The 12,605-nt window shown below is 59.5% G+C and carries 12 protein-coding genes; 8 read left to right on the top strand and 4 right to left on the bottom strand.

Annotation, left to right across the window (positions count from 1 at the left end):
* Complete coding sequence (locus BDE40_RS13180; protein ID WP_134015240.1) at nucleotides 1-540, top strand: NADPH-dependent FMN reductase; 540 nt, start codon at nucleotides 1-3, stop codon at nucleotides 538-540.
* Nucleotides 541-544: 4 nt separating this feature from the next.
* On the opposite strand, the gene BDE40_RS13175 is transcribed toward BDE40_RS13180, so the two are convergent.
* Nucleotides 545-946: a VOC family protein gene (locus tag BDE40_RS13175; protein WP_134015238.1), complete on the bottom strand. Its 402-nt coding sequence runs from the start codon at nucleotides 944-946 to the stop codon at nucleotides 545-547.
* Between the two features lie 43 nt (nucleotides 947-989).
* Here BDE40_RS13175 and BDE40_RS13170 point away from each other — a divergent pair, with 43 nt between their 5' ends.
* Nucleotides 990-1,775 (top strand): HTD2 family dehydratase, encoded by a 786-nt coding sequence (locus tag BDE40_RS13170; RefSeq protein ID WP_134015237.1) that lies wholly within the window; start codon nucleotides 990-992, stop codon nucleotides 1,773-1,775.
* A 2-nt stretch (nucleotides 1,776-1,777) separates the two neighbouring features.
* Here BDE40_RS13170 and BDE40_RS13165 read toward each other — a convergent pair whose 3' ends face one another.
* Nucleotides 1,778-2,812: an NAD(P)/FAD-dependent oxidoreductase gene (locus BDE40_RS13165; RefSeq protein WP_134015235.1), complete on the bottom strand. Its 1,035-nt coding sequence runs from the start codon at nucleotides 2,810-2,812 to the stop codon at nucleotides 1,778-1,780.
* Between the two features lie 51 nt (nucleotides 2,813-2,863).
* On the opposite strand from BDE40_RS13165, the gene mnmC2 reads away from it, so the two are divergent.
* Nucleotides 2,864-3,514 (top strand): tRNA (5-methylaminomethyl-2-thiouridine)(34)-methyltransferase MnmC2, encoded by a 651-nt coding sequence (gene mnmC2 / locus BDE40_RS13160; RefSeq protein WP_134015234.1) that lies wholly within the window; start codon nucleotides 2,864-2,866, stop codon nucleotides 3,512-3,514.
* Nucleotides 3,511-4,380: a DMT family transporter gene (locus BDE40_RS13155; RefSeq protein WP_134015233.1), complete on the top strand. Its 870-nt coding sequence runs from the start codon at nucleotides 3,511-3,513 to the stop codon at nucleotides 4,378-4,380. The genes mnmC2 and BDE40_RS13155 overlap by 4 nt, the downstream gene beginning before the upstream one ends.
* On the opposite strand, the gene BDE40_RS13150 is transcribed toward BDE40_RS13155, so the two are convergent.
* Nucleotides 4,370-6,310: a lytic transglycosylase domain-containing protein gene (locus BDE40_RS13150; RefSeq protein ID WP_162848090.1), complete on the bottom strand. Its 1,941-nt coding sequence runs from the start codon at nucleotides 6,308-6,310 to the stop codon at nucleotides 4,370-4,372. The two genes, BDE40_RS13155 and BDE40_RS13150, sit on opposite strands and share 11 nt — an antisense overlap.
* Nucleotides 6,311-6,455: 145 nt before the next feature.
* Between BDE40_RS13150 and dapA the strand changes: the two genes are divergently transcribed.
* Genes dapA through smpB form a run of 3 tightly spaced genes read left to right on the top strand, consistent with a single transcriptional unit; the run spans nucleotide 6,456 to nucleotide 8,827 of the window.
* Nucleotides 6,456-7,328: a 4-hydroxy-tetrahydrodipicolinate synthase gene (gene dapA / locus BDE40_RS13145; RefSeq protein ID WP_134015230.1), complete on the top strand. Its 873-nt coding sequence runs from the start codon at nucleotides 6,456-6,458 to the stop codon at nucleotides 7,326-7,328.
* A 42-nt stretch (nucleotides 7,329-7,370) separates the two neighbouring features.
* Entirely contained in the window at nucleotides 7,371-8,285 is a 915-nt protein-coding gene (locus BDE40_RS13140) for a glutaminase (RefSeq protein ID WP_134015228.1), read from the top strand.
* Nucleotides 8,286-8,341: 56 nt separating this feature from the next.
* Nucleotides 8,342-8,827 (top strand): SsrA-binding protein SmpB, encoded by a 486-nt coding sequence (gene smpB, locus BDE40_RS13135; RefSeq protein WP_134015226.1) that lies wholly within the window; start codon nucleotides 8,342-8,344, stop codon nucleotides 8,825-8,827.
* 275 nt (nucleotides 8,828-9,102) lie between these two features.
* Here the strand turns inward: smpB and BDE40_RS13130 are convergent, their stop codons facing one another.
* Complete coding sequence (locus BDE40_RS13130) at nucleotides 9,103-10,614, bottom strand: tetratricopeptide repeat protein (protein ID WP_134015225.1); 1,512 nt, start codon at nucleotides 10,612-10,614, stop codon at nucleotides 9,103-9,105.
* A gap of 207 nt (nucleotides 10,615-10,821) precedes the next feature.
* Here BDE40_RS13130 and BDE40_RS13125 point away from each other — a divergent pair, with 207 nt between their 5' ends.
* Nucleotides 10,822-12,459: a winged helix-turn-helix domain-containing protein gene (locus BDE40_RS13125; RefSeq protein ID WP_134015223.1), complete on the top strand. Its 1,638-nt coding sequence runs from the start codon at nucleotides 10,822-10,824 to the stop codon at nucleotides 12,457-12,459.
* The last annotated feature ends 146 nt before the right edge of the window (nucleotides 12,460-12,605 follow it).

The following is a 12,605-nucleotide window of genomic DNA, read 5'->3' as shown; positions in this document are numbered from 1 at the left end:
ATGAATTTACTCGGTATCTCCGGATCGCTTCGCAGCGACAGCTTCAACAGAAAACTCATCCGTGAAGCAGCCCGTCTTGGCAAAGCCGCAAGCTTCATCGAGGCAGACTTACGGGTCCCGCTCTATGACGGTGATCTAGAAGCCACGAGCGGCATCCCCGAGAGCGTCCAAACCCTCACCGATCAAATAAAGGGGGCCGATGCGGTGATCATCTCCACGCCCGAATACAACAAAGGCATCTCTGGTGTGCTGAAAAACGCGCTCGATTGGGTCAGCCGCACGGAAAGCAACCCGTGGCTCGGAAAACCGGTTGCGATCATGTCAGCCACCGCAGGCCGCGCAGGCGGGGAGCGGACGCAGTTCAACCTAAGGCTCTGCATGGTGCCGTTTCGACCGCGCATCCTGCAAGGGCCGGAGGTTCTGGTCGGTGGTGCGTCAAACGAGTTTGACGACAGCGGAAAGCTGACCAACGAACGCTACGTCAAAACCCTGACGCAGTTAATGGAAGACCTTGCGGCGGAGGTGAGCGGTCAGGCCTGAGGCTTTAGGGCAGATACACAGAGATTTCGATCAAGTTGCCATCGGGATCACGAATGTAGACGGACTGGATCGGCCCTTGTGCCCCGCTCCGCGCCACCGGCCCCTCCTCGATCTCGACACCCGCATTATCCAGATGCCGGACCCAGCTTTCCAACGGCGCGTCGGTCAGCAAACACAAATCTGCACTGCCCGGCATCGGGCAACGACCATGCGGGCGGAACTCGGCCCCCGCCACGTGGAGGTTGATTTTCTGCTGCCCGAACATCAGGGCTGTCCGGGTGGAGCCGTTCGCAGGTTGGAATTCCTGCACCTCCATCCCAAGCACATTGCGATAAAACGCAACGGTCTTCCCGATGTCGCGCACCGTCAGCACCAAATGGTCGAGCCCGGTCAGTTTTGGGGTCATTACACGCTTGCCTTTCGCCGTTCGAGCGGAGGATGATATGGCCATGACCCAAGATCAAGACCGCTCCGTTTGTGACGACATTCTGGACCCCGCGCGCCTCTCGGCCCTTGCGGCGACGCTTGCTCTGTCGGGCGAGGCAATACGACCCTTCTGGCACCAGATATACTTCTGGGATGCGCAACCCGGCGGCGAACTTGGCGTGGATGGCCATCCCAAAACCGGCGCGCTTATCCCCGACATGGGGCTGCCGCGCCGCATGTGGGCGGGTGGCAGGCTCCGGTTTCACGCGCGCCCTACGCTGGGGCAGACTGCAAGAAAATCCACCACATTGCTAAGCGCAAACCGCAAGCAAGGTCGCACCGGCGCGCTTGGGCTTGTCACCTTGCACCACGAGATATCCCAAGGCGGCACCCTCCTTGTCTCGGAAGAGCAGGACCTGATCTACCGCGAGGCCGATGCCAAATCCGGCACCCCACCGCAAGCAGCAACGGACGAAACCGCTGCCAGATCGCACAACTTCACCACCACAGAGCTGTTTCGCTATTCCGCGCTCACCTTCAATGGCCACCGCATCCATTACGACCGCGATTATGCGCGAAACGTCGAGGGCTATGACGGCCTCGTCGTGCACGGGCCACTTCTGGCGCAATACCTGATGATCATGGCAGAGGGTTTGCTTGGCGACCTCGCAACCTTCGACTTCCGTGCAACCGCGCCTTTGTTGGATCACCAATCGGTCACCTTCTGCGCCAAACCCGTGGACGGGGGCCTTACCCTATGGGCAAGGGCAGAAGACGGGCGTCAATGCATGACGGCGACCGCAAGCTAGGGCTACAAGCAACGCGCGGCCTGAAACTCCGGCGGGATGTGGTCGACACCGTCCAGCACCAAATCCGCCATCACCGCCGCCACTTTGGGTGCCACGCCAAATCCGATCTTGAACCCCCCATTGGCGACGAACGCCCCGTCCTCGAACGGATGCGCGCCCAGCATTGGCGCGCGTGACCGCGCACGGGGGCGCACTCCGGCCCAGCGCGCGATGATCTTCGCCCCGCCAAGCAGCGGCACGCCCGCCACCGCCCGCGCGAGGACGTCATCAAGCTGCGCATCAGTTGACGCGGGCGCGTCAAAGTAACGCTCCGACGTCGACCCAACGGCCACCGTGCCATCGGCATGCGGCACAACATGCAATCCATCGAAATACAGCTGGGGCAGGTCACGCGCCTCATGCGCCAGCAGAACCGCTTGGCCCTTCACCCCGTTTCCCACCTGACGCGTGTGCTGCGCGGTCATGGCCACCAGACCTTCCACGCCCGTGGCATGCACCACTGCGCCCTCAACAGCGCCGTCACGCACGATCTCGCCGCCGGACGCCTCTATCGCTCCCGCCAAAGCAAAACAAGCCTGACGCGGATGCAGCCGCGCGGATAGCGTATCGAAAATCACCTGACCCGTCGGGCTGGCTGGGGACCAATCGCCCTGCGCGCGGTCCACGCGCCACTCCGCAGCATCCCCCCAAAGCATGCGTGCCCCTTCGGCGCGTTGGTTGGCCAACGCAAGACCCGCCGCGTCCAGAACGGGTTGCACCCGCCCAAGCCTGCCATACCCCGCGGTCAGTCCCGAGACCTCCTCGATCTCTGCCCAAAACCGGCCCGCCATGAGCAGGCTTTCCAACTGGAATTGCTTCTTGTCGTTCCAGTTCTCGGGCGTATGCGGGGCCAACGCCCCGACGATCCCACCCGACGATCCTGCCGCGACCCCGTTCGGGTCAATCACACGCACGCGCGCGCCGCGCTGGACGCAGACCCATGCAATCGACAGGCCGAACGCACCCGCCCCCAGCACCGTTACTTCTGCTCTGGACAAGGTTGTCCCCTTTACTCAGTGTCGCCCTGCGGGAACCTAAGGCAAAGCGGCATGAGCGACCAGACAGCACAACTCGAATGGCGCGACGGCACAATCCCCGTGTCCACCAGATTCGACGATCCCTATTTCTCGCTTGCCGGCGGGCTGGACGAAACCCGCCACGTCTTTCTGGCAGGAAACGATTTGCCAAACCGCTACCGCGACGGGTTCCACATCGCTGAGCTGGGGTTCGGCACCGGCCTGTCGATGCTAACTGCGTTGCAGGCCTTTCAGGGCAACGGCACGCTGCATTTCACCAGTTTCGAGGCCTACCCCATGGCCCGCGCCGACATAGAGTCCGCCCTAAAGGCCTTCCCGGACCTTGACCCCTCGCCCCTGCTCGACCATTGGCCAGCAACCACAATCCGAACAGACCGCCTGCATGCCGACATCATCATCGGCGACGCGCGCGAGACCTTGCCGAACTGGACTGGCAAGGCCGATGCGTGGTTCCTCGACGGCTTTTCGCCCGCCAAGAACCCCGAACTCTGGTCGCCCGAATTGATGCTTGAGGTCGGCACCCACACGGCGCCGAAAGGCACATTCGCCACCTACACCGCCGCAGGTCATGTCCGTCGCAGCCTCACCGACGCGGGGTTTGACGTGAAGCGCGTGCAAGGCTTCGGTCGCAAGCGTCACATGAGCGTCGGACGCCTGAGATGAGCGGCAACGACACCAAACGCGGCATCATGCTGATGTCGCTGACCATGCTGATCTTCGCCTCGCAGGATGGCATCTCCCGCTATCTGGCGGGTGAATACAACGTGATGATGGTGGTGATGATCCGCTACTGGTTCTTCGCCGCCTTCGTGCTGACCGTGTCCGCCAAGCGTGCAGGCTCCATCGCCAACGCCGCCCGCACGCGACAACCTCTATTGCAAATCTTCCGCGGCGTGCTTCTTGTGCTGGAAGTCTGCATCCTCGTTGCCGCCTTCACCTTGCTGGGCCTGATCGAGAGCATGGCGATCTTCATCTCCTACCCGCTCATCGTCGCGGCCCTGTCCGGCCCCATTCTGGGCGAGCAGGTCGGCCTCTACCGGTGGACCGCCATCGGCATCGGCTTCATCGGGGTTCTGGTCATCCTGCAACCCGGTGGTGGCGTGTTCAGCCCCTACGCGCTGCTGGCGGTTGTGTCGGCGATGATGTTCGCGCTCTACACCCTGCTCACCCGCTATGTGGCCCGCAAAGATACCGCCGCGACCAGTTTCTTCTGGACAGGGGTCGCTGGCGCCGTGGCGATCTCGGCAATCGGCATCTGGTTCTGGGAACCCATGGCACGCAGCGACTGGCTCTGGATGCTGGCCCTGTGCATCTCCGGCGCCACGGGCCACTACCTGCTGATCAAAACCTACGAAGTCGCCGAGGCCTCCGCCGTACAACCCTTCGCCTACCTGCAACTGGTGTTCGTTTCGGTGATCGGGCTGTTCGTCTTCAACGAGGACCTGCGCACCAATGTGGTCATCGGCGCGGGTCTGGTGATCGCGGCAGGGATTTTCACTCTCTGGCGGGCGCGCCGCGCTACTGCTTGAGTTGGTCGCTCAACTTGATGTCATCCACTTTGCCGTTCAAACGCGCACGGTATGGGGCGAAACTTTCCGTCACCCGCATCACGTAGTTTCGGGTCTCGCGGAACGGAATGCCCTCGATCCAGTCCACCACATCCACATCCGACCCGCGCGGGTCGCCAAACATCGCTGGCCAGCGCTCCGCCCGACTTGGACCGGCATTGTAGCCGATCGACATCAGGACAGGATTGGCCCCGAACCGCTCCGACAAGGACCGCAGATACGCCGTGCCAAGCCGCGCATTGTAAGTGGGGTCATCCGTCAGGCGGGACCGCTCATAATCCTCGCCAATCTCGCCCGCCACTTCCTGCGCCGTGCCGGGCATCAACTGCATCAACCCGCGCGCGCCAGCGCCGCTCACCACCGTCGGGTCGAACTCGCTTTCGCGCCGCGCGATGGACAGGGCGAACTCCTCTGGAATCTCCATTTTGACACCTTTTGGCACCGATAACGGGAAATAGCCGTGATAAATCTCATAGCCCTGCCGTGCCGCCTGTTTGGCCAGCATCAACGCGATGTGCGGCTCGTCCCATTCAAGCGCCAGGTCAATCATCTGGCCAATGCCGTCACGTGTCTGGCTTTCGGCAAGATGCACCAAAAACCGCTCTGACAGGCTCAGAAGTCCCGCCAGATGCAAGGTAACCGCCGCGTCATAGACCGAGGATTTGGTGAATTCGCCCGTGCGCCAGTCCGGAAATTTTTCCGCACCTGTCATCTTCGGGTCACGCGGGACGCCCCCACGCTCCGCCGCCAACTGGCCATAGAACGACGACTGGTACAACGCACCGAACTCATACGCCGCCTTGGCAAGTTCCGCATTCCCGTCCGCCTCATAAGCCCGCCCCAGCCAGTATCCGGCCCGACCTAGGGAAATCGGCGTCTCCACCGCTTCCTGAAAACTGTTGAAATGCACAAGCGCTTGCTTCGGCGCGTTCAGCTTCCGCAGCGCAATGAATCCCGACAGCCATTCCAGATCGGCATAGGCCGACCCCGCCGTCAGAAAATGCTGGGACGCGACGGCATAGGCCTCCGCATGTTTTCCGTCGCGCATAAGCTGGCGCGCAATCGAGCGCCGCCTGTCCGCCCATTCAATCGGTCGCCCAAGGTCTTGCACCGACAACGACCGCTGCAACAAAACTTCAACCGCCCCCTCGGTCCGGCCCTTCCGCGCCCGCCACAAGAACCGCTCATAGGCAAGACCTGCATCCTCTGCCAAGGACGCGGGCACGGCTTCGATCATGTTGTCGACACCGCGATCCAGCCCCCGCAAGCCCAGGCGCGCCACCGCCAGCTTCGCCCAGTCCTCGGACACCAGATTGAACATCCGGCGCGCGGCTTTCTCCTCGCCACGCCACAGCAGCAGGTCAAGCCGGACCGTGTGCAAATCCTTCAAGTCATCACCATGGCGCTCGATGAACGCGTCATGCTCGACCTGTGCGAGGTTGAACACCTGCCACGCCCGACGCGCCTCCTGAACGGCCTCGTCTTTCCGACCGGTAGCGTTTAGCGCCTCGATCAGGCGCAGCGATCCGGTGCCCGTTTGCGGGATCGTGGCGGCAAAGAAATCCAGCACCAGCTGCGGGGCAACGCCGCTTCTGGGGATGGAATATTCGCACCGCAAGCGCAGCAAAGGAAGTCCCGGCCAGTCGCTGTTACGGCTCAAAAAATCGACGCATTCGCTAAAGCTGCCCTGCCGCCCGCGCATCCGCATCCAGTCCAGAACCTCCCGCGAGATTGGATCGGAAAGTCCGGCCCGCAACTCCGCCGCCTTGTCCCAGTCGCGCGATCCGGCGGCTGCAATCGCTTTGGCCAAAGGGGGCGCGTCTTGTGCCGCCACGCCGCCCACACAGCCCATCCAGACCGCCAGAACAGCACCACAAAACCTTGTAATCACAACCACCCTTTCGCGCGACTCATCCCCATTAGGTAGGCGGACACCCGCCCCTTGCAACTCACTAAGATGGCATCTGCCCCCTTGCAGCGACCTTCCGCCAACGGTATCGGAGCAAAGAGACATCTTAATCAAAGGAGAACGTGTCATGTTCAAAGGCTCAATGCCCGCACTGGTCACGCCGTTCAAAAACGGCTCGGTGGATTTTGACGCGCTCAAACACTTGGTTGAGTGGCATATAGAACAAGGCTCCAACGGCCTCGTTCCTGTCGGCACCACTGGTGAAAGCCCGACCTTGACCCATGCAGAGCATGACGCCGTGGTCGACGCCGTGGTCCAAACCGCCGCTGGCCGCATCCCTGTCATCGCAGGCGCAGGTTCAAATAACACGGTCGAGACCGTGCGCTTGGTCGAGCACGCCAAGAAAGCCGGAGCCGATGCTGCCTTGGTGGTCACGCCCTATTACAACAAGCCGACCCAACGCGGCCTGATCGCCCATTTCGAGGCCGCCGCCGCCGTGGGTCTGCCGATCATCATCTACAACATCCCGCCCCGCTCGGTCGTCGACATGACGCCGGAAACCATGGGCAAGCTGGCCAAGAACCCGAACATCATCGGCGTCAAGGACGCGACCGGCGATCTGTCCCGCGTCCCGCAACAGCGCATGACCTGCGGCACCGACTTCATCCAGCTGTCCGGCGAGGACGCAACCGCCCTTGGCTACAACGCCCATGGCGGCGTTGGCTGCATCTCGGTCACCGCCAACGTCGCGCCGAAGCTCTGTGCCGAGTTCCAAGCCAGCACGCTGAACGGCGACTATGCGACCGCGCTGATCCAGCTCGACCGCCTGATGCCGCTCCATAAGGCGATCTTCACCGAACCGGGCGTTGCAGGGGCCAAATACGGCCTGTCGCTGCTAGGCAAATGCTCTGACGAGGTGCGCTCCCCGCTGACCAAGCTGGAAGAGGGCACGCGCCTGATGATCAAAGACGCGATGATCCACGCGGGTCTGATCAACTAGCCGTCACGTTCTTTCTGATCCGAACCACCGAGAGGATCGAAGATGCTGGAAGACACCCTAGCACGTATCGAAAAAGACATGCGCGAGGCCCCCGACAAGGGCCTCGTCGCGAACTACATCCCCGAATTGGCGCAAGTCGATCCGAGCCAGTTCGCGATGTCCGTGTGTCTGGCCGACGGCCAGCAGATCAGTTGCGGCGATTCCACCACCGATTTCTCCCTGCAAAGCGTGTCCAAAGCCTTCACGCTTGCCATGGCGCTCGGCCGCTTCGGTAACGGCCTCTGGGGCCGCGTCGGACGGGAGCCGACCAGCAACGCGTTCAACTCGGTGGTCGATCTGGAACTCGCAGGCGGCAGGCCGCCCAACCCGTTCGTCAACGCAGGTGCGATCGTCGTGACCGACGCGCTGCTCGCCGGACGCAGCCCGAAAGAGACGCTGGCCGAGATCGTGCAATTCGTGAAGGCCGCCATCGGCGACGAGGAAATCTATATCAACCACGACATGGCGCGGTCCGAGAACATCACCGGCCACCGCAACTGGTCGCTGGCGCATTTCCTGAAATCCGCCGACAATCTGGAGCATGAGTGCGACCTGACCCTCGGCACCTATTTCCACCAATGCGCCATTGAGGTGAACTGCCAGCAACTCGCCCGTGCGGGCCGCTTTCTGGCGGGCCTCAGCCGCGATGACGATATGATCGCCAAACGCCATGTGCGCAGCATCAACGCCCTGATGATGACCTGTGGCCACTACAACGGATCGGGCGAGTTCGCCTACCGCGTGGGCTTCCCTGGCAAAAGCGGCGTCAGCGGCGGCATTCTGGCCATTGTGCCGGGGGTGGCCTCCATCGCGGTCTGGGCGCCGGGGCTCAACAGCTTCGGCAACTCCATGCTTGGTACCATCGCGCTGGAGCAACTGTCCCGCGCCATGAACTGGTCGGTCTTCGAGACCGTCTGAGCAAACCCCGACTTGGGATTGACCCCAAGACCCGCCCTCCCTACCTAGAGAAGAGTATGGCAAAGAAACCCAAATCAGCCGAAGAGCGCAATTATAAGGTCGTGTCGGAAAACCGCCGCGCCCGCTTTGACTATGCCATCGAGGACGATCTCGAATGTGGCATCATGCTCGAAGGCTCCGAGGTCAAATCGCTCCGCACGGGCCAAGCCCAGATCGCCGAAAGCTACGCCGCCGTCGAAGAGGGGGAGCTGTGGCTGGTGAACAGCTATATCCCGCCCTATGCGCAGGCCAAAACCTTCCAGCACGAGGAACGCCGCCGCCGCAAGCTGCTGGTGAAGCAAAAAGAGCTGGCCAAACTTTGGTCAGCCACCCAGCGCGAGGGCATGACGCTGGTCCCGATGGTGCTCTATTTCAACCACAAGGGCCGCGCGAAGATCAAAATCGGCATCGCTAAGGGCAAGAAGCTACACGACAAACGCGAGACATCAGCCAAACGCGACTGGCAACGCTCCAAGGCACGGCTGATGAAGGATCACGGGTAGGGCTGGAGTTCGGGATAAAGGTCCGCTTTGAGCCCGACTTGTGAATTCAATATTTGTGCTGCGCGTTCTCGCAGCACAAATATTGCGGCGGAAGCGAAAAAACGATGCCAACTTGCAGCAGACGTTGCGGCCATTCGTGCTGATCGCGGCACAAGCTCAGACGCCGAATACACGCATCGCGGGACAAACGGTGATTTCGCATGAATCTTGCCGATGACGCAGCCGCGCCAACCGAACAGGGGTGAGCGGTTGGCGCTGTTGAATTGCCACAAGTGTCACTTCAACGCTAGCGTACTTCTGAGCCGATTGGGAGCGTCCTTGAGTGCGTCACGGTATGCCCCAGCCGCAAGGTCGCTGTTGCCCGCCTGAGTAAAGAGATCACCCAACAGTTCTCTGGCTGGCAACACGTGGCCGGGGGTGACTGGCGACTTCCCGACGGCATCTTCAATGTCTGCTGCTTTTGTCTGAAGTTCTATTGCAAGATCAGTATTGCCTCGGGACAATTCCACCCAAGCTTCAATGCTCAAAATTTGTGCCTCGACCAGTTTGAGCCAATAGCCCTGTTTTCCAGCCTCAAGCGTTTGCCGCAAATCTGCCAATTCTCGCAGCGCTTCGTTGGCGCGGGTCAGATTATCGCTGCGCGCAGCTCCCAACCCGATAGCGAACCAGCGCATCGCGACAGTCTGCGGAAACTTCTCCCAGGAAATAGCCGGGTGTAGTTCACCGCTCATCCCTGCCAGGCGCTCCCATTGTTCCTGTTCCAGAGCCACCCGAACCGGTGATGCAGCAAGTGCGTAGGCTGCGCCAAAATTGTCCTGTTGATTGGTGTATCCAACAAACTCACCCAGCAATTTTTCGGCCTGTTCAAAGTCGCCTTTTTGCAGCACCGCGTAGATCCAATAGTCCATCGCATGCGCATAGTGGTTGGAAATTACGCCGTTCAGCGGCTCTGCCAAGGCAACCCTGGCAGACCTTGCATTCCATTCAATGACCTGATCCCATTGACCTGCCCTAACAAAGATATGAGACGGCATGTGCAATGCATGTGGAACGTCTGGCGCAATTTTTCCGTAGTCGTTTGCGTATGACAGTGCATTTTCATAGAGAACCGGATTGTCATAGGCGTGAATGGCATAGTGATAGACCGCCGGATGCATTTCGGTTCGGGCGTCTAGGTCTTCCATCAACGCCCCTGCCTTGCGCTGGTTTGCCATTGTCTTGTCGCCCCTTGGTGCGGTTGCAAGCAAGGCCAGCGCGTGAAACGCAGTGACATCATCGTTTTCCGGAAACTCCTCAAATGCCTTGATCTGTGCGGCCGCCCAGCTAGCGATCCGTTCGGGATAGGGCGTATTAGCCCCTTCGTAATAGGCCTCGGCAGCCTCGGTGAATGCCTGCTCGATATCAGATCCCGGCTCAGCGACTTTCATGCGTTCAACGGCGGCCTGACCGGCTGCAATTTTCTCTGGGCTTGGTCGGCCGGGCCACAGAGGGTGAAACTTGCTCATCGCGACACCCCAATGCAGCATCGCGCATTCGGGCGACCTTTCTGCCGCGCCTGCAAAGACACCTTCAGCCTGAAAGTACATCATATGATGAAGGAGGGTCAGTCCTTGATCAAACGCTTCGTCCGCTTCAACGGTGCAACTGGTTTCGAAATCAACTTTTCCCAGGTTGTTCGCGAATGCTTGCGGGGCGAGCGCGACGAATGCGGCGAGAGACGCACCAAAGGCGCAACGCCTGACCGAGGGAAAAATATCAGGCCCAGTGGCCAGAAAAGAATGTAACATTTGGAAATCTCCTAGGTTGTGAGGCGGCTTATGTCCAAGCCCTATGCAAAACGTGGCCAAAGAGGGTGGCGGAGTCTTGAAAGCGGGTTGAAATTACCCTGAAAAACCTATGAATTCTGTAGTCTTGCCCATGCTGATGGTGCAGCTTTGTTGGATATAAAACGCGTTTTCTGCTATCATTTTGTGCGCGCAACACGGAGTTGTCAGATGACCGAAAAGCCCATCCTGGATGAGGCCGGGTTTATGCTCGGCAAGACGTTCTGTCGTCTTGAGGGGGGCATGCTATTCGATGATCAGGGCCAGCCGATTGCCTTACGTGCCAAATCCCTGCTATTTCTCAAAACACTGCTGGAAAGGCATGGCCGCATCGTCAGCAAATCCGAACTGGCTGAAACAGTCTGGTCGGGATTGATTGTGAGCGATGAAAGTATCAGCCAATGTGTCGCCGATATTCGCCGATTTCTCGGCGACGAAAACCGCGCCGTGCTGGAGACGTTCCCTAAACAGGGCTACAGGATCAATGTTGCCAAATTTGCAACGCCTTTAACAAACACGCGTCAAGGCAAATTCGCTTTGGTTGCCGCCATCATTGCGGTGCTGGTGGCCTTGATCGGGGTGTTAATATTTCAAAAGACAACAGTGCCAACACCAGTGCTTCGCGAGGTGATTGCCGTCTTCCCACTCCGTGAAGATGACGGCGCGACTGAACAAAGTTATTTTGCGTCTGTATTCGCCGAAGAATTGAACGGAAAGCTGGCTGAGTTGTCAGGGTTCAGCGTCATACCCAATTCAGTGTCATCAACCATTGGCGATGACACTGAATTGGCGACCAATCGGGCGGAGGCACTGGGCGCGCGATACGCCGTAGACAGTTGGATCAAATCCTCCGACCTCCAGTTCCGAATTGTCGTCGAACTGATTGATGTCCGCGAACACAAGGTTCTGTGGGCATCGAGTTTCGAGGGGACGCCTGAACAGTTGCTGCAAATACGTGACGAGATCATCAAAAGCATCACCCTTGAGATTTTCGACAAGCTGAACCCTTCTGACCGCTCTCGGATTGCCCAGAAGGAAACGTCCAACCCGCTGGCCTATGAGGAAGTCTTGCGCGGAAAGCACGCCGGTGGAACGATCACCCGGGATGATAGTTTGTTGGCGGAACGCCATTTTCGCCGTGCCATTGAATTGGACCCGGACTATGCACGGGCTTATGCCGAACTTGCTGCTTTGTTTGCGATCCGTTTCGAAAACGGTTGGATAACGTTAAACGAAGCGGATGAAATTAAATCGCTTCATTTTGCAAACACAGCCATTGCGCGCAATCCTGATCTTTGGCTGGCGCACTATGCGCTCGGTCGTCTCCACACGGTCATCGGGGAAAAAGACTATGAGATGGCGGAACACCATCTTGAACGCGCCATTTCCCTGCAACCGGCAAATGAAGACGCGCGGGCCTATTTTGGTGCCGTGAAGAACCTCCAGGGTGAGGTGGATTTGGCGATCACGATACTTGAGCAAGCAATCGCATCGCATCCAAGCCCGCCCTTCTGGTACTATCTCTCACTTGGTCATGCCCTGTTCCATGCAAAACGCTATGAGGATGCAGCCATCGCCCTTGAACAATGCCTGACCCAAATGCCAACTGCGCCGTATTGTCTGAGGTTTCAGATCGCCAACTACGGGGCGATGGGGCAGATTGAGGATGCAGAATGGGCGGCGGACGAATACGAATTATTGGGATTTGAAGCGTCGATTTCCTCGATCATGAGCCTTTTCATCATTCAGGATCCTGCTGCCCTTTCTAATCTGGAGACTGCATTGCGCGTTGCTGGTTTGCCAGAATAGATACAGGCGCTGTTGAAACCCGATGAAGGTCACTCCTCGGAGGTGACACCAATGTTTAATAGAAATAGCCGTTTGAGCAAAGGGCGGCTCTCTGTCCCGCGACCTGTTTGTTAGGACTGTGTGAGGCGAAAACAGGGTCTCTGTTG

It is taken from the genome of Litoreibacter halocynthiae, from assembly GCF_004365635.1.
GTDB lineage: Bacteria > Pseudomonadota > Alphaproteobacteria > Rhodobacterales > Rhodobacteraceae > Litoreibacter > Litoreibacter halocynthiae.
This window is presented reverse-complemented; position numbering and strand designations above follow the sequence as displayed.